Here is a 22,020-nt window from a genome sequence, read left to right on the forward strand (position 1 = left end):
TCCTGCAATTTTCTTCGTTTGTAGACCAATTTTTATATAATTTAAAGTGCAATTTAACTCAACTCAAACACTTATTAATATGCAACTAAAAGGTAAAAATGTACTCATTACCGGGGGTACTCGTGGTATTGGAAAATGTATGGTTCAACATCTTATTAAAAACGGTGTAACCAACGTAGCCGTAATAGCTCGTGACAAGGGTAATCTTAAGCAGTTATCGGAAGAATTTCCAGAGGTTAATTTTCTAAGAATTGCAGGTGATGTCGCAAATATTCAGGTGTTGCGCGATGCAGCTGCGCGAATTGAAGATAAATGGGGGCACCTTGATATTTTGATCAATAATGCTGGTATTGTTGCTGCAGGTCCTTTAGAAGATATACAAGATGAAGACTTGTACGATCAGGTAGCCGTTAACCTTACTGCGGTCATGTTATTGACAAAGTACTGTATTCCGTTATTGAAGTTTTCTGAAGAGGCTTATATCTTGAATATCTCATCGGGACTAGGATTGATCGGTATGCCTTTCTATGCTGTTTACGGTAGTACAAAAGCGGCAATTCGTCAGTTTTCAGATTCTATGCGACGCGAATTGGCTCCTTTTAAGGTATCGGTTACCTGTGCTTTTCCAACCGCTACGGATACCGAAATGATGCAGAAATTTAAGGGCAGACAAATGGATGCGCCCGAGTATGTTGCAGAGCGTTCATTAGAAGGTTTATTTAATAAAGAAATTCAGGTAATTTTTGGAGGAGAAGAACGACTCAAGGAAAATACCTTGAATTTTGAGGCACCAGAGGAATTGGATAAAAAGGTTGCCGAAAATTATGAGGAACGAAAAACCGCCAGTTTAGATCATAAAGCCGTGTGATATTGACTGGGAAATAAACAAACGGCACACAACTATGAAATTATTTTACAAATTATCTTTTTTATCAGTATTTGCAGTAGTTATTTCCTGTAAAGAAACTCCTAAATCGGTTAGTGAACCAACTAAAGAAGTGGTGGCTGAAACGAATGTTATTTCTTATCCGAAATCTTGGGTGAATTCACGAGTTGAAAAAACAAAAGAAAGACTAAATGCATCTGAAGCAGGAAAAGTTATTTGGAATGCTATGGAAGCCCATGGTGGTTTAGATACTTGGTTTGCTAACGGTCCTATTTCATTTCGTTTTAATTATCAGCCTTTAAACGGTAAAACGGCAAGAGATAGTTACCAAACGGTAGACACGTGGAGTAACCGTGCCGTACATACTAGTACAACCGATGAAACTGCAAAATTTGGGTGGACAGGTGAAAAGGCTTGGGTAAAGGCAAAAGACAGTACCGCTTTTGCTTATGATACCAAATTTTGGGCGCTTACACCATTATGGTTTGTAGGGCATCCGTTTGTTTTAAGTGGCGAAGGGGTAAATCTAGAGCTGCTAGAACCCACTACTTTTAAAGACCAAGATTACAATGCGGTAAAAGTAACTTTTGATGCGGGTACAGGTGATGCACCAGACGATTATTATATTCTATATGTAAATAAAGAAACAAGTAAAATTGCGGTTATGCGTTACATTGTTTCTTATCCTGAGTATTTTAAAGATGGTGGTCATGCTCCGGAAAAATTCACTGAATTTGTTGGTGAGCAAACCGTAGACGGAATTACCATGCCAGGCGGATTTAAAACGTATTGGACCGTTGATGGTGATCAGCCAGGAGAGTACATTACCAAAATTGATTTTACAGATGTCTCTTTTGAGAAAGAATTGCCAAAAGACTTTTTCGATGCTCCTGCAGACGCTAAGATTTTGAACTAATTTGTAGCTGAAATAAAAGCATAAAAAATCCCAAAGGTATCTTTGGGATTTTTTTTATGTTATACTGTTATTATTCTATTTAAGCTTTTTTCGCTTTGTATTGCGAAGCTACCGCAGCGCCTATAATACCTGCATGGTTCTGTAATTCTGCGGGAATAACTTTGGTATCTATTTTTATTTTTGATTTGAACTCCTTGAAATCTTTTGAAGCGCCACCGCCTAAAATAATTAAATCTGGAGACACGATCAATTCAACATACTTTAAGAAGGTATTGAATCTTTTGCCCCATTTTTTATAGGATAGTCCTTCGCGATCTTTGGCTGAGCCTGCTGCCCATTTTTCAATTTTTGAATATTTTTTATAAGGAATTTGCCCAAGTTCAAAATTAGGAATCAATCTTCCATCTAAAAAAGCACCACTACCTAAACCGGTACCAATGGTAATCATAACCACAAAACCTTTTTCTCCTTTACCGATACCGTAGTTCATGGTAGCATAACCTGCTGCATCGGCATCATTGATCACGGTAAAGTCAAGTCCGGTTTTCTTTTCCAATAATTCTTCCACATTTACACCCAACCAGCTTTTGTCAAGATTACCGGTAGCTTTACAGATACCGTTTTTAATAATGGTAGGGAAACCACATCCAACTTTACCTTTATAGTCAAAATGGGCTACAATTTTGGCGATAACATCGGTCATTGCCTCGGGAGTTCTAGGTATGGGAGTCGGTATTCTATAACGTTCAGAAATCATTTCTCCGGTTTCAGAATTAACTAAAGCTCCTTTAATTCCAGAACCACCTACATCAATACCAAGTAAAGTCATTTTATGTTTTGTTATGAATTACAAAGAAACGAAAAAGTTTCGGCTCTTTGAAGTGAGATTATTTTGAGTCTATTTTGTGATATTTCATTCTAATTTGAAGGCATAAAAAAAGGACCTTTTAAGGTCCTTGATGTTTTTTATATTGGCATGAGCAAGCCGGTAATCGTGCTTACTTGTATTTCTTCATCATCTTCGTCCAGCTCAAAATCTACCGTGAACGTGATAGAAAATTGCTTACCTACAAATTTTGTACCCTTAAGGTCGTACTTGGCACTAACCTGGTTGCTTACATTGTTAAACTCAATACGTTCTCCTTCACCGTCAGTGAACACATACGCATCGTTAACAAAGCCTTCATAGGTGGCGTTCATAGTGCTTTCATCTTGAGCAAATGTCGTCAAGCTAGAAATGGAAACGAACAATACAATTAAAAGTGATTTCATTTTTTTCTTGTTAAGTTAATTATCGATTTTTTTGTCCGGTTTTCAGCACTTTTTTAAGGTGAGAAAAGTTGATACAAATGAAATCTAATTAGTTGAATAACGATGAATTTTATCATTTTATTATGATAGATTTTTTAATCGTAAATAACTGTAAGTCAGTCTAGCTAAAACCTTCTGCGATAACCTAGCCTTTTGTGCTGGGTTTGATGCTTGAGATTTATGGCAGTGTTAGATGGTGGTTGCAAACAGTTGTTTGCAGAGATAACTCATAATAATTAAAAGCGATGATGTAGTGTGTTTTTAGTGTAAAACATTAAAAGCTTAGTTTAAGATTTAAACTTGAAATGCAACTCTTGTACAATAGATTCTACCTTTTTGTTTTTTGCAATCCGGTCAAGAATAATGGGTGAGTTTTGTCGTTCCTTACAGTTTTTAATGGCACAACGCTCGCAGGTAACTCCCACTTGTTGGGTTTTGATTTTGGTATCTTCTAAAAACTTTACCTTTTTAGAAAGCTGTTTGTTCATCAATAAGCCAATACTTATACTTCTAAATTGATTGTCTTTAAAAGGATCTTTTGTGGCAGATGATAAAACGATATAGCTATTGTCCTCACCATCATATTCAGATATTTGTATATCGAATTCATGATCTTTTTGGCTTATTTTAATATCATTCAGCACTTTTAAAGAAACCCAACGTCGACAATAATGTTCATTGGTTTCGTTGGCTCTGGGGGAGTGTTGGTGCGAAAGGTGCAATTCTTTTTTTAAATGGTATTTTTTGCTGCCTAATCTGTGTGTAAAACGTAAGAAAAATAGGTTTTGAATGTTGAATGAATTCGGTAATATATTTGTTAGTCGTTGATAAACAGATTCTGGTGATGCATTAAAACTATTAATAAGGCTTAAGAACTTTTTAGTGTCAAAATGGTCTGTTTTAAATACTTCTTCAAGCTGAGGAACCAATTGAGTTTTAGGTATAACTAGTGCACCTGCAAAATAAGATGCGTAGAAATTATTCAAGACCTGATCAAAATTTTCAAATTTTATCCAGGGAAAAGAGTATAACCTATCTGTATAGGTCAAAAAATTATAACCTATTTCTTTTGCGTATATGAATGCTCGTTGCGGCTCGTTAATATCGGCAGAGAGCAATAGTGTTTTTGTTTCGGGTACAAATAATGAGCGTAAGTTTTCCAACGCCTCATATTTCTCTAATTCACCATTGTTTATAGAATAGCCGTATTCTTCAATAAGTATTTCCTCTAAATCTTTTGAAGTGAGCGTTTTTGATAGGTCTAAATGATAGGCTTTGGCAAATTTTAATACTTGTTGCTCTAGATCGTCAAAGTAGTTGTTGTTGGCTTCTTGGTAGGATCGTAACGACGCCAAGAAAAAACTCTCCCTGCTAAAGCTATAATGCTGGGCTATTTCAATTATGGTACTAATAAATGCATTGACTTTTGCAGGTGCCGTTGCTACAATGTCGATAAGGTCACTTTCCTTTATTCCGAAAAGCTCTAGCGGAATCTCCTTTAATATCTTGGAGCGAAGTAGATCGCCAATTGGGGCTAAATTCTTGTCTAGCTTTAAAGAGACCATTTGATCATATGGTACATCTAATTTTTCGGCAAGTAGAATTATTTTATCTGGCTTCGGATATTTTTTTCCTTTTTCAATCTCGTTCAAATAAGATTTTGAAAGTCCGCAAATTTTAGACAACCCAAATAAGGATAAATTCTTATCGGTTCGAATTTGCTTCAGTTTTAAGCCAAAGATGAGTTTAATGTATTCTTGTTCCATAATGAGATTTTAAAGATACTACATTTTGCGTACACCGTAAAAAAAGTGAATTTTATCAATTTAGCGAACGTTCGCTTGTTTTGTAAAAGATTTTGGTCTATCATTGTGTCAACAAAAACTTTTTACAATGGAAAACACGATTTTAAAACATCCGAAAATTCAGTACGCAAATCAGGTAGATCATTACTATCCTGAGATTCTAACAGACAGTGCTTTAGAGTTTCTTACAGCGTTGCATGAGAATTTTAACGACAAACGATTACGTCTACTTAAAAACCGTGTAGTCCAGCAAGAAGTCTTTGATAGTGGTCGGTATCCACAATTTCCAAAAGAAACTAAATCTATTCGTGAAGGTGTATGGACCGCAGGAAGTATTCCTGAGGATTTGCAAGATAGAAGGGTAGAAATTACCGGACCGGTAGATCGTAAAATGATTATCAATGCTTTGAATTCCGGTGCCAAAACGTTCATGGCAGATTTGGAGGATAGTAATTCGCCAAGTTGGAAAAATAGTATTGAAGGACAGCAAAATTTGATGGACGCCAATACAAAGACTATTAGTCTAACGGATACCAAGCGTGGTAAATCTTATGAATTGAATGAAAACACTGCGGTGTTGTTGGTAAGACCTAGAGGTTTGCATCTAAACGAAAGGCACTTGTTGATCAATGATGAGGAGGCATCAGGTAGTTTGGTAGATTTTGGACTTTACGTTTTTCATAATACCAAAACAATGATGGAGAATGGAACTGCACCATATTTCTATCTGCCAAAAATAGAGCATTATACAGAAGCGCGTTGGTGGAACGAAGTTTTTGAATTCGCCCAAGAGTATTTGAGTGTGCCCACCGGTACTTTTAAAGCAACCGTTTTGGTAGAAACCATTACCGCTAGTTTTCAATTGGATGAAATTATTTTCGAACTAAAAGACCATATCGTTGGGTTAAACTGTGGCCGTTGGGATTATATTTTCTCTTACATCAAGAAATTCAGAAATCATGCTGGTTTTATAGTGCCTAATAGAGATCAGGTAACTATGACCACACCCTTTATGGATGCCTATGCAAAATTGGTGGTTCAAAGGTGTCATAAACGTGGCATACTTGCTATTGGTGGTATGGCGGCTCAAATTCCGATAAAGAACGATGAGAAGGCTAATGCCGAAGCGTTGGAGAAAGTAAGAAAAGATAAAGAACGCGAAGTTCAAAACGGTCATGATGGTACTTGGGTGGCTCACCCAGCTTTGGTAGAAGTTGCTATGGCCGAATTTAATAAACATATGCCAACAACTAACCAGATGCATGTATTGCGTGAAGATGTAAATGTTACGGAAGGAGATTTAGTGGAAATACCTAGAGGAACTATTACGGAAGCTGGAATTAGAAAAAATATCAATGTAGGTATTCTGTATACCGAAGCTTGGTTAAGAGGACATGGTGCGGTGGCATTATATAATTTAATGGAAGATGCCGCTACGGCAGAAATATCTAGAACCCAAGTATGGCAATGGCTACAAAATGAAGTCATTTTAGCCGATGGGCGTAAGTTGACCAATGAACTATACATGGAAATTTTCGATAACGAGGTGGAAAAACTGATTACCGAAGTGGGAGAAGAAAACCTGAAGAACAGCAAGTTTGAATTGGCAATACAACTGTTCGATAAATTGGTGGTGACAGATGATTTCGAGGAATTTTTAACCTTACCCGCCTATAAGTTCATATAAATAAAAACGATCCTGCCATTGCGGCAACAATGTGCAGGATCTCATTATCAATAATAAATAACGTATTTCAAAATTATGAAAAATTTAGAACAAAGCAAGTACAGTTCGGCATTGGAGACCGTAAGAAACTTAAAGCAAAAGTATGGTTCAACTTGGAACGATATCAACCCCGAGAATGCTGCAAGAATGGTCGCACAGAACAGATTTAAAACTGGCTTGGACATTGCCAGATATACTGCGGGCATCATGAGAAAAGATATGGCGGAGTATGATGCAGATTCGTCGAAATACACACAATCTTTGGGTTGCTGGCACGGATTTGTGGCACAGCAAAAAATGATTGCCGTAAAAAAACACCACAAAACCACTAATAAAAAATACTTATACCTTTCTGGGTGGATGGTGGCTGCTTTACGATCAGAATTTGGACCCTTACCTGATCAGTCTATGCATGAAAAAACTGCCGTGCCTAGTTTAATTGAAGAAATCTATGACTTTTTGCGTCAGGCAGATGCTATTGCATTGAACGATCTGTTCAGAAGATTGGAGGAAGGGGAAGATGTACAAGATGAAATCGATAACTATGAAACCCATATTGTACCGATTATTGCAGATATAGATGCCGGTTTTGGTAATGAAGAGGCAACTTATTTATTGGCTAAGAAAATGATCCAAGCGGGTGCATGTGCCATTCAGATAGAAAATCAGGTTTCAGATGCCAAACAATGTGGCCACCAAGACGGTAAGGTAACCGTACCTCATGAAGATTTCATAGCCAAGCTAAATGCAGTACGATATGCGTTTATTGAGTTGGGAATTGACGATGGGGTGATTGTTGCAAGAACCGATTCTGAAGGAGCCGGACTTACCCAAAAATTACCTGTAAGTCAAGAACCTGGCGATTTGGCGTCGCAGTATCTTGCCTTTGTTGAAGCTGAAGAAATTGATATTACCGATGCACGCGAAGATGATGTTCTTTTAAAAAGAGACGGTAAATTGGTGCGCCCAATTCGTTTGCCAAACGGATTGTATAAATTTAGAAATGGTACCAATATAGATAGGGTAGTGTTAGATTGTATTACCAGCTTGCAAAATGGTGCTGATTTACTTTGGATAGAAACACCAACGCCAAATGTGAAGCAAATTGCACATATGGTAAATAGAATTAGAGCCGTGGTGCCTAATGCGAAATTGGTATATAATAATTCGCCTTCGTTTAACTGGACCTTAAATTTCCGTGGTCAGGCTTATGATGAAATGCTTGCCGAAGGTGAAAATATGACGGAATACGATAGAAATAATTTAATGTCAGAAGCGTATGATACCTCAGAATTGTCGTACCGAGCTGATATGAAAATTAGAAGTTTTCAAGTTGATGGTGCTAGGGACGCCGGTATTTTTCACCACCTAATTACATTACCTACATATCATACTACTGCATTGCATATGAGTGATCTTACTGAAGGTTATTTTGGTGAAGAAAGTATGCTGGCGTATGTAAAAGGTGTTCAAAGACAAGAAATACGTAAAGGTGTGGCTTGTGTAAAACACCAGAGAATGGCGGGGTCTGATCTTGGAGATGATCATAAATCGTTTTTTGCTGGTGATAAGGCATTAAAAGCAGGTGGAGCCAAGAATACGTCAAACCAATTTGACGCGGTATCCAACACAAAGAAAATTGAAAAAGAAGTAGAGGTGTTGACCTAAAAAACTGTTTTGCTTACTTTCCTAAAATGGGTCAGCCTCTGGGTTGGCTCATTTTTTTATGCTTTACATTCGTATTTGCTAAATCTTGGTTAAAAACTTTTTTATATCAAAGCACTTGCTTAGTTTTGTATTGGAATTAGAATCAATGGCAAGAAAAAAACAATATAACGAAGCTGAGGTCATAGAAAAGGCAATGCGCTTGTTTTGGCGTAATGGCTATGAGAGTACCTCTGTTCGTATGTTGGAAAAGGAAATGGGTATCAACCAGTTCTCAATATATGCCAGTTTTAAAAATAAGGAAGGTGTATTCTTAGAGAGTATTAAACTTTATAATGCTCAAATTAAATCCATCACCAATACCTTGGAAAATTCCAATAACGGAGTAGAGGGAATCAAAAATTATTTTTATGATTTTTTAGACTTCTCAAGAGAAGGTGCAATTTTTAAGGGTTGCCTGGTTACCAATACGGTAAACGAAATAAAAGAAGATTCCAACCCCATTATTATGGCGGCATTAAAACGCTTTTCTTTAAATATTAGAGAATTGTTTGTAAGGAATCTTAAACAAGACGACGAAAGGGATGTAAAAGAAATAGAAGCACAAGCCGACTATTTAATGAACGCTCTTTTAGGACTGTCCATTTCATCTAAAGTGTTCAATGAAGCAACGCTTAAAGATATTATTAGAATGACGTTCTTACACTTGTAGCATTTTTTTTAATCTATAACTAAGCGTTTGCTTAGATTTAACATAAATATAATAATTATTAAAATCAGAAACATTATGACAACTTTAAAAGTACACGACATTGAATCTTCACCAGAAGGTAGCAAGCCATTATTGGAAAACTCTCTAAAAGCATTTGGCATGGTACCAGGTCTTCATGGGGTACTTGCATCAGCACCAAAAGCCTTGGAAGGTTACCAAGTATTACATCAATTATTTACTGAAACTTCGTTCAATAACGATGAGTTAACCGTGGTATGGCAAACGATCAATGTTGAGCATGCATGTCACTATTGTGTACCTGCACATACCGGTATTGCAAATATGATGAAGGTAGATGAAGCTATTACTGAAGCTTTACGTAATGAAACTCCTTTGGCAGATGAAAAATTAGAGGCTTTACGTACGTTCACATTAAGTGTTGTTCGTAACAGAGGTAACGTAACGCAAGAAGATTTAGATGCTTTTTACGCTGTAGGTTACGGTGAACAACAAGTATTGGAAATTATTTTAGGCTTGGCGCAAAAAACAATTAGTAATTATACTAACCACATTGCAAACACGCCGGTAGACGATGCTTTCAAAAAATTTGAATGGTCTAAATAAATTGGTTTCGTAATTCCCCCTAAGAAACCATGGGTTGATTGTTGTAAACCTTCTGCTTATGGGCAGAAGGTTTATTAATTAACAAAACCCTAATATAATAGAATCGTCTTGTAGTAAAGTAATAAGTAAGTTAGGGTAGTCTATATATCGATTTCTTAGTTATGCTATTAAGAAATCTTAATCTGTAACACTTAAAAAAAACGAGAAAATGAAAAAAGTAGCAATTAACGGAATGGGACGTATAGGAAGAGCCTCTTTAAAGGTGATTTTAGATACGCCAGAATTAGAATTGGTAGCGGTAAACGATATTGTATCCATAGAAAATATTGCTTATTTACTAAAGTATGATTCTGTATATGGTATATATGAAAAAGAGGTTTCTCATGATGGGAACAACTTGATCGTAGATGGTAAAAAAATTGAATACAACTCGCAACGCAATCCTGAAGATTTACCTTGGGCATCACATGAAATTGATGTCGTAATTGAAAGTACCGGTTTCTTTACCAAGAGTGAGGATGCCAAAAAACATATTAAAGCGGGAGCCAAATCGGTTATAATTTCCGCTCCTACAAAAAGTGAAGATATACCAACAGTAGTACACGGTGTTAATACCGATGCCGGGGAAACCAATATTTTCTCTTGTGCAAGTTGTACCACCAATAATATTAGTCCGGTAGTAGAAGTATTGGGTCGTAGAGTTGGTATTAAAAAAGCAATCATGACAACGGTACATGCCTATACCGCTTCTCAAGGTATTGTAGATGCACCATCACAAAAGAACATGAGAATGGGACGTGCCGGTGCCGCCAATATTGTACCTACATCAACGGGGGCGGCTATAGCAACTACCAAAGCGTTACCTGAATTTGCAGGTAAATTCGATGGTGTTGCCCTACGTGTACCAATTCCGGTTGGATCGATGTCAGATTTAACTTTTGTAACCGAACGCGAAGTAACTCCTGAAGAAATAAATGCAATCTTTAAGGAAGAAGCGGCTACCGACAGGTATAAGAATATTTTGGACATCACAGATCAGCCTTTGGTGTCTTCCGATATAGTAAAGAATCCGCATGCTTCTACGGTTGATTTAGGAATGACCAGAGTCGTAGATGGCGATTTATTAAAAGTGATGACTTGGTATGATAACGAATGGGGTTTCACCAATCAAATGATCCGTCAAATATTAGCAGAAATCAAATAAAACAAAGCAGTAGGTATTTCTGGTCTTCAGGAATACCTACTTTCTTTTAACTATATAAATATAAAACATGATTAAAGTATCTGTAATGTATCCGAATAGCGAAGGCGTTCAGTTTAATACGGACTATTATAAAAACACACATTTGCCCATGGTTCAAAAACTAGTGGGCAGTGCATTGAAAGATTTAGAATTGGACCTTGGTATTGGTGGCAGAGCGCCAGGCGAAGCTGCACCCTATGTAGCCATTGCTCATTTAAAATTTGATGACGTTGCTTCTTTTCAAGCAGCTTTTGGTCCGCATGCGGCTACATTTGCAGATGATGTAAAGAACTATAGCAATGTGCAAGGAGAAATTCAGATCAGTGATCTGGTATCTTTCTAAACCAATTGTTAATCAGAACAATTAGTTGCCTAGCGGTTGGTAAATGGTTTTAATAATCGGTTGAATAAAAGCATATGGAAAATACAGATGTATCTATTGAAAAATTGGCGCAACAGTGTTTTAGTGCTGTTTTTAGAACAGATACCGATAAACCTGGTTTTCATCATTTTGATTTAGGTAAGAATAATACACCGTTAGAGTTTAGAACGATCATGACAACACTGAAAAAGGAACTGTCCCTTTTGAGTGAAACCCATTTTTCTAAAAAGTTGAGCTATCATTGGTTGGTGCGTTTCGATCAGCAGGTGAATACTCCTTTTCATGTAGATAATGCAGGCGATCAATCTTTTCTGTTATTAGGTTATGAACCTAGCGAGGTGGAAAGTGAGTTGCACATTGCAGACTATCATGCCTTTGCAAAAGCAAATGATCATGAGCATATAGTCAATTTCACTCCCGTGTTTAAAGAGGATGAATCTCTATTGGTACCCTTTACAACGAAATTAAAATCGTTCGATAAGGAAGCATATCATATTGTGATTATGAATAATAGCAACGCTACGCTTCCGGCAGAAACGCTAGGCGTATATCATAAGGCGGTTATTGTGAAGCAGGATTTTAGTAAAAGTAGGGTAGTAAATTCTATGGTGTTGAATATGACATCCGAAGATAGAAGTTTTAAAGATCGCCAAATGGAGGAAAAATACTTGAATACAACTGCCATTAGTAAATAGTAACGGTCAACTAACTTAGACAAGTAGTACGTTTGTTGACTTTTAAGAATGAAATTATGAGTGAAAAATTAAGAATAGATATAGTATCGGATGTAGTATGCCCATGGTGTGCTATAGGATACAAAAGGTTGGAAAAAGCAATTACCGAGCTAGGTTTTGAAGATAAGGTATCGATTGAATGGCAGCCATTTGAGCTCAACCCGGGCATGCCACCAGAAGGGCAAGACCTTACTGAACATATTGCCGAAAAGTATGGTTCTACTTTAGAGCAACAACAAGCATCGCAACAGAACATGACCGAAATTGGGGAAGAACTTGGATTTAAGTTCGACTATTTTGAAGGTATGCGTATGGCAAACACTTTTGATGCTCACGTATTATTGGAGTATGCCAAAGATTTTGGTAAACAGACCCAGCTCAAACTGCGACTAATGAATTCCTTTTTTAATGAAAGGCAAGATGTGTCCGATAGAGCAGTGCTAAAACAAGCTTTGTTGGATGTTGGTTTAAATGCCGATGAAGCATTGGCAAAATTAGATAACGAAGAAGCCAGATACGAGGTGAGGAATAAACAGGGACAATGGAAAAACATGGGTGTAAATTCCGTGCCTACCATTGTTTTTAATATGAAAAGTGCCGTAACCGGTGCACAACCGGTAGATACGTTTAAACAGGTGCTTACTGATTTGGTAGGGTAGTAGACGAAAAACAAACGAAAAGCTATGAACAAGATTATTTATTACGTTGCCACGGGAATATTTACTTTGGTAATGCTGTTTTCCGCTGGTATGTACTTTTTTAATCATGAGTATGTAAAGACGGCCTTTACCAGTTTGGGCTACCCTACTTATTTAATTTATCCATACGCAACCGCAAAATTACTGGGGTTGTTCGCTATATGGAATCCTAAATTTCATTTGATCAAAGAATGGGCATATGCCGCGTTTTTCTTTGCGGTGCTATTAGCATTTTTTGCACATATTATGGTAGGGGATGGGGAACAAATGGCAGCGGCCATAGCCTTGGTTGCATTGATTGTTTCTTATATATTTAGTAAGAAGGTGTAACGAAGTTTTATAAAACAACATAATATGGATTTAGAAAAAAGCAACCCATCTGTTAAAGGTATTAGACCAAAGGTTTTGTTTTTTGATGTCAATGAAACCCTTTTAGATTTGTCTTCGGTCAAAGAAGAAGTGGGTAAGGCACTTGGTGGTAGAGAAGAGTTGCTATCCTTATGGTTTACAACTATGCTACAATATGCTTTAGTGGTATCTGCAAGTGGCCAATATAAACCATTTGGACATATTGGTGCCGCAGCGTTACAAATGGTAGCGGCAAACCATAACATTTCTATTTCCGAAGATAGGGCACGCGAGATTATTTCTGGAGCAATGGGTAATTTACCCGCACACCCAGAGGTAAAAGAAGCTTTGTCTCAATTAAAAACTGCCGGATACAAATTAGTCGCATTCACCAATTCATCTAAAGACGGTCTAAAAAAGCAATTTGAAAATGCCGGATTGACCGAGTATTTTGATGAAATGCTAAGCGTTGAACCAACGGGAAAATTCAAGCCCTTTACCGAAACCTATGCATGGGGAGCTAAAAAAATGGGAGTGGAGCTTCATGAGTGTATGCTTATTGCAGCCCATGGTTGGGATGTAGCAGGTGCACTATGGGCAGGTTGGCGTGCAGCCTTTGTAAGCAGACCTGGGCAACAACCTTTTCCTTTGGCGGCCCAAACAGAAATTTTTGAACCAGATGTATTGCAGGTAGCCAAGGTTTTAATGGAGTATAAGTAGTGTGTATTAAATCTGATAATCTACCTATTAATCAGAATTTCAACTTGATCTTAGGGGTGAGCATTATATCGCATTTTTTTGCGTAAAAGTATTTCAAAAAGTCAACAATGGGCTAGTGTACATTAGCTTAGGGATAGTGCTAAATATTCAAGGTTTTGTGTTGATCCTAAATGATTTGTCTACTTAAGTTTATGTAAGTAAAAGTCTAACAAGTTAGACGTATTGTTGAATTAAAATTAAGTATAAAATGAAAATTGTTAAGGTAATAGAAGTTATGGCAACATCAACAACCAGTTTTGATGACGCTGCCGCAAATGCCGTTAAAGAAGCTTCAAAAAGTGTAAAGAATATTCAATCGATATACATCAAAGAAATGAATGCTAAAGTAGAAAATGATGCCATTACCTCATACGGGGTAAATGCGAAAATCTCTTTTGCGGTCGATAATCAAGATAGTTAGAAATCGAAATATAAGTCTGTAGATTTACGAAATGAAAAAGGAACTGTTAAGCAGTTCTTTTTTTATAAAAAACTTTTGCAAAATCGCTATTTATAGATGAATTAAGATAGTGGTTTTGTCGTTATACCTAACGCGTAAATATTTTTGATTTAATATTATTCAAATGGGATTTTTGAAAATTGTAGACAGTTTTGCCGTATTTTAATCTCTAGTGTATCGTTACTACAGTTATCTACCACAGTATCGTCAATATGAAGTTTTTTATTGATACACTTCATTTTCAATGCTTGTACTCGTATGGTTTTTGCAAATGTTTCTATATTATTTTTTGATTTTGATCCATTTGATAGTGCCTTTAGATAATGTAAAAATTCAGCACGTTTTTCTTCCGTTATTAGAACAAGCTCAAAATACCCGTCACCGGGATCGGCGTTGGGCGCTAAATGTAAGTTGGGCCCTAAATATTTAATATTCATAAGCTCTATCAGAATAAAGGAACCTTCCAATGTTAATCCGTCTACCTCAATACTGGTTTCAATGGCTTCGAAATTCTGTAGAATGCCGATCAGTTCATCTAACGATCGTTTCAGTTTCTTTGAAGGATTATCAGATGTATTTAGTTGTTTCATTAGAGTAATTAATTCCGGAAAAACTCCGATCCCTAAACTTTCAAAGAAAAACTTTGTGGGTCCGCCCTCAATCACTCCACAATCAAAATTTTTAGTCTTTTTATCGTCTTTGATAGAATGTTGTTCAATGATGGTTGTTGTTTGAAGCGTTTTGGCAATATTGTTAGCGGTTCCGTGTGGTAATACATGTAACAATACTTTTTGGTCGGGTATTTCGCTCAATAATTTTTCCATTATTTTAGTGACCGTGCCATCTCCTCCGGCAACAAATATATTTTCCATTTCCCCAAAATGAAATTTTTGCCAAGAGGCGTCATCTTTTGTAGATACATATGCTGCCTTAAAACCGTTGTTTTCAACCTGGGCCACTACTTCCTCTCTGGTATGACTACCATCTCCTGATGATGGGTTATGAACTATTTGTGTTTTTTTCATTTTTTAAGTCTAATTATTAACTGTGATATACAACCTTTCTTTAGCAGAGAGGATGCTATCCTATATAGAAATTTCCGTATTGTTCAGTTCAGTTATTGCTTCATTTAAAGCAAATGTTGATGCAATTCAGGTTGGTGAAATGTAAAAAGTATATTATTTGGTAAATTGAAATGAAGGTTTTTGAAAGATTCCAATTAACAAATTTTAAATATTAGAATATGAAGATATTGGTAACAAATGATGATGGTATTTATAGTCCGGGACTCTCTAGTCTTGCAAAGGTTGCTTCACAATATGGGGAGGTAATCGTAATGGCGCCAGATATAGAACAGTCTTCTATGGGGCAGGCCATAACTTCGGGTAAACCCATAACGTATAAAAAATCGCCAATCCATTTTGAAGGTATAGAGGCGTATAGGGTAGCAGGTACCCCTGCAGATTGTGTGGCACTTGGGCTGCATTTATTCGAAGGTATAGACCTTGTACTTTCCGGCATTAATATAGGTGCAAATTTAGGTAATTCCGCATGGCATTCAGGTACGCTTTCAGCGGCTAGGCAGGCTGTACTTTTTGGCGTTCGGGGTATTGCTTTGAGTATTTCTATAGGTAAAGATGAACCAGATTTTAAAATGTTGGAACCCTTTACTAAAAATGCATTGGATGAGGTTGTACATGAAAATGAATTAAAATTGTTGAATATCAATTTCCCTCAGCATCCAGATGGTGAAATATTATGGACAAGCCAATCTGTTCGGCAATATGACGGTAAAATATTGGCGAACAAAGACCCAATGGGTAGAGAACATTTTTGGTTTACGGTCACTCCCCTAGAACCCGAGGAAAAAGAATCTGATCGGTGGGCCGTAAAGCAAGGTAAAACAAGTATAACCCCAATGGTATTGAATCTTACCGATCAAAAATTTTTAAATCAAAAATGTCAAGAACAAGAGTAGTAACTACCCTAATTTGAGCAAGTGGCTGTGGTACGGGTTGTATATGCCATTAAATAAAAGGGAACAGATTATGTATATTTGCCCCACCATTAACTAAAGCGTATACATATGTTTAAAAAAACACTACTCATTGCCTTTGTAGCATTATCATTGACTTCTTGTTGGAAAGATAAAAGTCCAGAAGACCTTATTCGTTTAAAAGATAAATTTAAATCGCAGGTCAATGCCTTTGAGAATAAAAAGGAAACGGCTAACAAAAATGTCAATAAAGGGCTAGAATCCTTAAACGCATTAAAGAGTGCCTTAGAGGATACTAAAAATGAAGATAAGGAATTCGCTAAAGTGTATGGCGACTGGGAAAAAGTAGACCGCAGGGTAAAAAACCTTACCAAAGAGTATGAAGATCTTAAGGAAAAGGCTTCAAATCTATTTACGGCTATGGAAACCCAAACCAATAGTCTAAGTGACGAAAAAAGTAAAAAAACCTTGCTGGGTGCTATTGAAAAGGCACGTACAAAGTATAACGGCACTTTAGCCAACACCTCTAAGGCAATTGATAAACTTAGGTTGTTACATGGCGATGCCGTTGAGGTCGTAAAGGCTTTAGAAGTAGCTGCGGCATTGAATTCTTTCGATAATATCAACGATCAAATGAAAAGCATAGAAGGTCGTGTAGACGGTATCATGCAAGAATTGAACGTTGCCGTTGTAGAAAGTAAAAAGCTCTACGAGAAAAAAATTACCGAGTTGGGAGCGGAATAGGGAATACTTCTTAAATAATTATAGAAAGCCGGTATTTTGCATACCGGCTTTTTTTTGTGCCGTTTTTTCTACTCAACTGCTCAATACTTTTACATTTCCTACGGTTATTGGTTTTCAAAGATTATAGTATCTTTCTTACTTATTAGCTATTGCAAAGATTTGTGTAGCACTTATTTAAGAAATATTGGAAAATTTTAAAACCTTAATGACTTTCATGTTCCCTACAGAACTGGCAGTGGTTAAGTCCAAACTAGAATCAGAAGGAATTGATTGTAGAGTCCTCGACGAAAATATTGTTCAGGCACATAATTTTCTTTCACAAGCAATTGGTGGAGTTCGACTTCAAGTAAAGGAATCTAATTTAGAAAGAGCTAGAAAAATTCTTGAGGAAAGTGGACTTGCGGAAAAAGAGAAAGAGCCTGAACAAAGTAAAATTGAAAAAACAATCGACAACCCAATATTTCAAAAAAGAATCAAATTTTTACTTTTTTCATTGGTCACCATTACTATAGTATTAGCCTCAACTTTATTTGTTTATCGATATTTAAATCGTCCGACTGATATAGAACTCTTAACCAAGAGAAATTGGTGTGTGGATTATATAGTCTATCAAAACCAAGAATATATTCCATATACCTTATCGGACCAAATACAAATACGCCTGGTTGGTACATGTTTAGAGAAAATAAACTTTGAAACTACTGGACATATAAATTTTCCTGGTTTTAATTCACCTAGAATTAATGGTAAATGGAAACTAGTAAATAATGTTATAAAGATATCGGAAATTGACACTTTGGACTTTCTTCTTGAAAGAAAATATGAATATGAGATTAACCAAAAAGAACTAATTATGAGTTCTGACTCATTAACTATTTATTGTTCAAATCTAATGAGCAGATACTATTGATGAAAGAATTAAAATGCCCAAATTGTGGCTCAACGGAAGTTTCAAAACCAAAACCATCTAGAGGATCCATTGCTACAGCTATACTTCTTATTGGAATTCCTTTTCCATTCCTATCAAAAAAAAGCTATTGTTTTGACTGTCAAACCAATTTTAAACCATAAAAACATATGTTATCTCGGATATTTAGTGGTGTTGGATTTCCTAAACGGTAATTCATGCAATCAATTATCTTTATAGTCAAGTAGATATTTTCTGTGTAAAAAGTAAAACTAATCATGCACTAAGTGATGCACAAATTGAGTAACTATCAAAAACCGAGTATTTATACCAAATTATGGAAAACGAATTAAAACCTTTTTGGAGTAAGGTTTTCAAATTTGATTGGAAATTTGGACTTTTTCTTATTCTAATACTATGTATTCCACGCTTTATTTTGGTTCTGAACGCCAACGAAACAGCGAACTACGGCTACATAGGACTAATCATGGTCATTTCTGCGATTTTACCATTTGTGTTTTTAAGCAAGTTGGGTAGAAGAAAAATTGGGATTATAAAGCCAACTAATTATCGTTGGCTAATTATAGCCTTCGTAATTGGATTCGTATTTAGCATTTTACTCTACTTCTTAGGAGAAATATTTTATGGGAAATCTTATGAAAATTGGTACTATTATATTGGTGAATCCTATAACATTCCAAATGAAATTGACCAGCAAAGTAAGCTAATAATGTTTGGCATTATGGCACTGACCGGAATGATATTTAGTCCCATTGGAGAAGAACTCTTTTTTCGTGGAATTGTACATTCAAGTTTTGCCAATTCTGTTGGGGACAACAAGGCATCGATTATTGATAGTGCGGTATTTGCACTTGTCCACATTTCTCATTTCGGACTAATTTTTATGAACAAAAAATGGCAATTCTTGATGCTGCCTACTATAATTTGGGTGATAAGTATGTTTTTCGTTAGTATATTGTTCTACCGATGTAGAAAAAAATCTCATTCGATTTTAGGAGCGATTCTTTGTCATTCAGCATTTAATTTAGGCATGATTTATTGCATTTTCTATCAATTAGGTTAAATAGTAACTGCACACAACTATGCCAAACCGAATGAGAACTCTAGGGTAAAACCGAAAGGTCTTAGTATATTTATAAAGTCGCAAATCTTCATAGCTATAGGGAATTAAGGTTTTTGAATAAGAGAAAGATACAAACAAATAAAAAGCTTTGGCTAATCGCTTTTTATTAAAATAATAACCAAAGCCGAATCGGTAGCAAAAATTAAAACCAAGCAAAATGACCAAAAAAATACTAATAGCATTAAGCATAATTTTTGCTTGTAATTCTATTTTCGGGCAAACTGGCCAAGATAAATATGCGAAAGATGTAAAATCTATAGCTGCAATAATTAATGCATATTATGATGTTGTATCAGGATTAAGTAATGAGCCATGGGAATTTGAAAGAGATAAATATATTCATTCAGAAAATGCTGTAATCACAAGACTGGATGAAAATGGAAATGCAGAATCACATACTCTTGAAGCGGAATACATACCAATAGGATTATCACCGAAAGGAGATTTTTTCGAAAAGGAACTTAAAAGAAAGGTTAGCAAATACGGAAATATTGCACAAGTTTGGAGTGCATTTGAAATACGAACTGACCCAAATACGGAATCTGATATTAGGGGACTGAATAGTGTTCAGCTTCATTATGAAAACGGAAGATGGTGGATCGATAGTTGGACTTGCGAAATGGAATCTGAAAAAAGTGCTGTGGTGACTGATTTTATGGAGAATGAATAAAATTTTTGCTAACACAACAGTGCCTACATATCTGCAAGAAAGTAGGGCTAAAAAGTGGTGCATATAATATACCAACTAACCAAAAATAAATGGGTTTCGAAATTCTGAACACAAAAATTCAATTAGAAAACGAAAGAGTTTTACTTCTCCCCTTTGAGAATAAAAGGAACCAAGAACTCAAAGAAATAATTTTCGAAAATGAGATTTGGAAGTATATGGGCATGCACATGCGAAACGAAATGGAATTCAATTATGTTTCAAAGACCATTGAAGATAAAGCCAATGGTATTTGTTATCCCTTCATCATTATTGATAAAGTAAATAACCGAATTGCAGGGAGTACTAGATATGGCTATTTGAATCGAGGAAGTCAAAAATGCGAAATTGGCTGGACTTGGTACGGAAAGGAGTTTCAAGGAACCGGACTAAATAAAGCCTGTAAGTTTGAATTATTAAAATTCGGTTTTGAAAAGATCGGATTTCGACGCATACAGTTTAGCGCAGATGAAGAGAATATAAGATCTCAAAAAGCTATCGAAAAGCTTGGTGCACGAAAAGAAGGGCTTTTTAGAAATAATTACATCGCTCCAAATGGGGAAAGTAGAAATGATGTTTATTTCAGTATCATAAAGGAGGATTGGGAATCTCTAAAATCTAAAAACTTTTCTGAATTTAGTACAAGCTAAAATGGTAGAACTGTAAAGCGAGTTACAGCATGGTAAAAAAGTGTAGTTTAATCGCAGAAATGAAAGTAAGTATATAAAAATGTTTTGTATGTAAGCGAAAAGTAAGTATTTGAAAATCTGTAATTATACTTATACTAACCCCTTTATACATTATTTAATATAATTGATTTGAAGACTTTAGAAACACAAAGAAATGAGTTTGTCATTTCAACTGATAAGGATAAATTAGATGTTTTAAGCATCCACAAATTTCTATCAAACGAAACAGATTGGGCTTACGGAATTCCAATTCATACTTTAAAAACTTCTATTGAAAACTCCTTAAATTTTGGGCTTTATCACGAAAAGAAACAAATTGGTTTTGCCAGAATTATTTCAGACTTTGCTACTATTGCCTATTTAGGAGATGTTTATATTCTAAAGGAATATAGAGGAAAGGGGTTAAGTAAATGGCTGATAAATGAAATAATGGAGCACCCTAATTTACAAGGATTAAGACGTTGGATCTTATTGACCAATACTGCAGAATGGCTATATAAAAAGTACGGTTTTACCGAGATATCTAATCCTGAATTTTATATGGAAAAGCATGACCCGAATGTGTATTCGAAAATAAAAACTAATACTAAACGTTGATTTTAATGTTTACTAGATAAATGCAGGTCATAAGATTTGGTAAAATCAGATCTTGATTTAAATTCTTTTTTAGTACCTCAATAAATTATAAGTATGAAGTTAAAATTGTTGGCTATATTTCTTTCAATGATAATGATATCATGTAACAGTTTTTCGAATAAAATTCTTGAGAATAGTTGGGCTCAAGATAATTTAAAAGGTAAAGTTAAAACCTTTGAAGAAGTAAGTTCTAATGTAAACAAACTAAAGGGTACAACAGAAAAGAAACTGTTTTTTAATGAGTATAATAAGAAAGGATATGCTATAGAAAAAAGGGATTATAGACTTCAGGATAAAACCATTTTTAAATATGATAACAAAGGGAGCATGGTTCAGAGACTAGTCTATAGTTTAACTGACCATGGTTCTGGTCCATTAGCAGAAAGAATTTTTGAATATGATGAAGAAGGAAATCTTGTTACAACCAAATGGTCTAGTTCATATAGCCAGGGAAAGTGGATGTATAAGTATGATGAGAATGGAAATCAGACTGAATTTATAGTACACCACAGAGGTAAGGTTTATAAAAGAACTAATTATAAGTATAATGAAAAAGGTAAAGTCATTGAGGAAACACTCTACAATACAGATGATCTACTAGTGGAAAGAGCTATTTTTGACTATGACGAAAATGGAAATAAAATATTGATTAAAATGTTTGCGCCAGATGAAAGATTAAAATTTAGGTCAACTTATAAATATGATGATAGAAATAATAGGATAGAGGAGATTAACTTTCTAAAATTTGGAGATGATAAAGCAAATCTTGAATATGCTATTGCAAATGATCTAGATAAATATAAAGAACATTTTACTTTTACCTATGAATACGATAATGAAGGCAACTGGATAAAAAAAACCAAATATAATAATGGGGAGGTAGTCTTTGTTTCTGAGCGTGAATATACCTATTATGAATAATACTACTT

25 protein-coding genes are annotated in these 22,020 nt (G+C 35.6%); 21 read left to right on the forward strand and 4 right to left on the reverse strand.

Annotated features, from left to right (window positions below; translation table 11 throughout):
* Window positions 1–79 precede the first annotated feature (79 nt).
* Both EXIGUO8A_RS11430 and EXIGUO8A_RS11435 read left to right on the forward strand, forming a co-directional pair.
* Window positions 80–868 carry an SDR family NAD(P)-dependent oxidoreductase gene (locus EXIGUO8A_RS11430; RefSeq protein WP_159303219.1) on the forward strand — a complete coding sequence of 263 codons (789 nt, stop codon included), beginning with the start codon at window positions 80–82 and terminating at the stop codon, window positions 866–868.
* A 34-nt stretch (window positions 869–902) separates the two neighbouring features.
* On the forward strand, window positions 903–1,802 hold the full coding sequence (locus EXIGUO8A_RS11435; protein ID WP_159303220.1) for a DUF6503 family protein: 900 nt from the start codon (window positions 903–905) through the stop codon (window positions 1,800–1,802).
* Between the two features lie 79 nt (window positions 1,803–1,881).
* Here the strand turns inward: EXIGUO8A_RS11435 and ppgK are convergent, their stop codons facing one another.
* The 3 genes from ppgK to EXIGUO8A_RS11450 form a co-directional block, all read right to left on the reverse strand.
* The gene (ppgK, locus tag EXIGUO8A_RS11440; RefSeq protein ID WP_116770565.1) at window positions 1,882–2,631 is read right to left on the reverse strand and encodes a polyphosphate--glucose phosphotransferase; all 750 of its coding nucleotides are present in this window, start codon (window positions 2,629–2,631) and stop codon (window positions 1,882–1,884) included.
* 137 nt (window positions 2,632–2,768) lie between these two features.
* Window positions 2,769–3,074 carry a hypothetical protein gene (locus EXIGUO8A_RS11445; protein ID WP_159303221.1) on the reverse strand — a complete coding sequence of 102 codons (306 nt, stop codon included), beginning with the start codon at window positions 3,072–3,074 and terminating at the stop codon, window positions 2,769–2,771.
* Window positions 3,075–3,400: 326 nt separating this feature from the next.
* Complete coding sequence (locus EXIGUO8A_RS11450) at window positions 3,401–4,879, reverse strand: helix-turn-helix domain-containing protein (protein ID WP_159303222.1); 1,479 nt, start codon at window positions 4,877–4,879, stop codon at window positions 3,401–3,403.
* A 127-nt stretch (window positions 4,880–5,006) separates the two neighbouring features.
* Here EXIGUO8A_RS11450 and aceB point away from each other — a divergent pair, with 127 nt between their 5' ends.
* The 11 genes from aceB to EXIGUO8A_RS11505 all read left to right on the forward strand — a co-directional run bounded on the left by aceB (window position 5,007) and on the right by EXIGUO8A_RS11505 (window position 14,230).
* A complete protein-coding gene (gene aceB, locus EXIGUO8A_RS11455; RefSeq protein ID WP_159303223.1) occupies window positions 5,007–6,605 on the forward strand; it encodes a malate synthase A in 1,599 nt (532 codons plus the stop codon).
* 75 nt (window positions 6,606–6,680) lie between these two features.
* Window positions 6,681–8,312 carry an isocitrate lyase gene (locus tag EXIGUO8A_RS11460; protein ID WP_159303224.1) on the forward strand — a complete coding sequence of 544 codons (1,632 nt, stop codon included), beginning with the start codon at window positions 6,681–6,683 and terminating at the stop codon, window positions 8,310–8,312.
* A 145-nt stretch (window positions 8,313–8,457) separates the two neighbouring features.
* The gene (locus EXIGUO8A_RS11465; protein WP_133672216.1) at window positions 8,458–9,021 is read left to right on the forward strand and encodes a TetR/AcrR family transcriptional regulator; all 564 of its coding nucleotides are present in this window, start codon (window positions 8,458–8,460) and stop codon (window positions 9,019–9,021) included.
* Between the two features lie 75 nt (window positions 9,022–9,096).
* Entirely contained in the window at window positions 9,097–9,645 is a 549-nt protein-coding gene (locus EXIGUO8A_RS11470; RefSeq protein ID WP_159303225.1) for a carboxymuconolactone decarboxylase family protein, read from the forward strand.
* A gap of 208 nt (window positions 9,646–9,853) precedes the next feature.
* Window positions 9,854–10,849: a type I glyceraldehyde-3-phosphate dehydrogenase gene (gene gap / locus EXIGUO8A_RS11475; protein WP_159303226.1), complete on the forward strand. Its 996-nt coding sequence runs from the start codon at window positions 9,854–9,856 to the stop codon at window positions 10,847–10,849.
* A 67-nt stretch (window positions 10,850–10,916) separates the two neighbouring features.
* The gene (locus tag EXIGUO8A_RS11480) at window positions 10,917–11,231 is read left to right on the forward strand and encodes an EthD family reductase (protein WP_159303227.1); all 315 of its coding nucleotides are present in this window, start codon (window positions 10,917–10,919) and stop codon (window positions 11,229–11,231) included.
* A gap of 74 nt (window positions 11,232–11,305) precedes the next feature.
* The gene (locus tag EXIGUO8A_RS11485) at window positions 11,306–11,965 is read left to right on the forward strand and encodes a hypothetical protein (protein WP_159303228.1); all 660 of its coding nucleotides are present in this window, start codon (window positions 11,306–11,308) and stop codon (window positions 11,963–11,965) included.
* Between the two features lie 56 nt (window positions 11,966–12,021).
* A complete protein-coding gene (locus tag EXIGUO8A_RS11490) occupies window positions 12,022–12,663 on the forward strand; it encodes a DsbA family oxidoreductase (RefSeq protein ID WP_159303229.1) in 642 nt (213 codons plus the stop codon).
* A 24-nt stretch (window positions 12,664–12,687) separates the two neighbouring features.
* A complete protein-coding gene (locus tag EXIGUO8A_RS11495) occupies window positions 12,688–13,032 on the forward strand; it encodes a DoxX family protein (protein WP_159303230.1) in 345 nt (114 codons plus the stop codon).
* A 24-nt stretch (window positions 13,033–13,056) separates the two neighbouring features.
* Window positions 13,057–13,770, forward strand: a complete 714-nt coding sequence (locus EXIGUO8A_RS11500) for a haloacid dehalogenase type II (protein WP_159303231.1) — start codon at window positions 13,057–13,059, stop codon at window positions 13,768–13,770.
* Window positions 13,771–14,017: 247 nt separating this feature from the next.
* Window positions 14,018–14,230: a dodecin family protein gene (locus tag EXIGUO8A_RS11505; protein ID WP_116770578.1), complete on the forward strand. Its 213-nt coding sequence runs from the start codon at window positions 14,018–14,020 to the stop codon at window positions 14,228–14,230.
* Between the two features lie 155 nt (window positions 14,231–14,385).
* Here EXIGUO8A_RS11505 and EXIGUO8A_RS11510 read toward each other — a convergent pair whose 3' ends face one another.
* Complete coding sequence (locus EXIGUO8A_RS11510; RefSeq protein ID WP_159303232.1) at window positions 14,386–15,294, reverse strand: diacylglycerol/lipid kinase family protein; 909 nt, start codon at window positions 15,292–15,294, stop codon at window positions 14,386–14,388.
* A gap of 218 nt (window positions 15,295–15,512) precedes the next feature.
* Here EXIGUO8A_RS11510 and surE point away from each other — a divergent pair, with 218 nt between their 5' ends.
* The 8 genes from surE to EXIGUO8A_RS11550 all read left to right on the forward strand — a co-directional run bounded on the left by surE (window position 15,513) and on the right by EXIGUO8A_RS11550 (window position 22,012).
* Entirely contained in the window at window positions 15,513–16,247 is a 735-nt protein-coding gene (gene surE, locus EXIGUO8A_RS11515) for a 5'/3'-nucleotidase SurE (protein WP_159303233.1), read from the forward strand.
* Between the two features lie 108 nt (window positions 16,248–16,355).
* Window positions 16,356–17,009, forward strand: coding sequence for a hypothetical protein (locus EXIGUO8A_RS11520; RefSeq protein ID WP_159303234.1), 654 nt, complete (start codon window positions 16,356–16,358; stop codon window positions 17,007–17,009).
* Between the two features lie 205 nt (window positions 17,010–17,214).
* Window positions 17,215–17,919, forward strand: coding sequence for a putative signal transducing protein (locus EXIGUO8A_RS11525; RefSeq protein ID WP_407658229.1), 705 nt, complete (start codon window positions 17,215–17,217; stop codon window positions 17,917–17,919).
* Window positions 17,920–18,253: 334 nt separating this feature from the next.
* Window positions 18,254–19,000, forward strand: coding sequence for a CPBP family intramembrane glutamic endopeptidase (locus tag EXIGUO8A_RS11530; RefSeq protein ID WP_159303236.1), 747 nt, complete (start codon window positions 18,254–18,256; stop codon window positions 18,998–19,000).
* A gap of 217 nt (window positions 19,001–19,217) precedes the next feature.
* The gene (locus tag EXIGUO8A_RS11535; RefSeq protein ID WP_159303237.1) at window positions 19,218–19,730 is read left to right on the forward strand and encodes a hypothetical protein; all 513 of its coding nucleotides are present in this window, start codon (window positions 19,218–19,220) and stop codon (window positions 19,728–19,730) included.
* 89 nt (window positions 19,731–19,819) lie between these two features.
* Complete coding sequence (locus tag EXIGUO8A_RS11540; protein WP_159303238.1) at window positions 19,820–20,416, forward strand: GNAT family N-acetyltransferase; 597 nt, start codon at window positions 19,820–19,822, stop codon at window positions 20,414–20,416.
* A 168-nt stretch (window positions 20,417–20,584) separates the two neighbouring features.
* The gene (locus EXIGUO8A_RS11545; protein ID WP_159303239.1) at window positions 20,585–21,052 is read left to right on the forward strand and encodes a GNAT family N-acetyltransferase; all 468 of its coding nucleotides are present in this window, start codon (window positions 20,585–20,587) and stop codon (window positions 21,050–21,052) included.
* A gap of 126 nt (window positions 21,053–21,178) precedes the next feature.
* The gene (locus EXIGUO8A_RS11550) at window positions 21,179–22,012 is read left to right on the forward strand and encodes a hypothetical protein (RefSeq protein ID WP_159303240.1); all 834 of its coding nucleotides are present in this window, start codon (window positions 21,179–21,181) and stop codon (window positions 22,010–22,012) included.
* Window positions 22,013–22,020: the final 8 nt, after the last annotated feature.

Origin of the sequence: Maribacter litoralis (assembly GCF_902506355.1) — a bacterium.
Classification (GTDB): domain Bacteria; phylum Bacteroidota; class Bacteroidia; order Flavobacteriales; family Flavobacteriaceae; genus Maribacter; species Maribacter litoralis.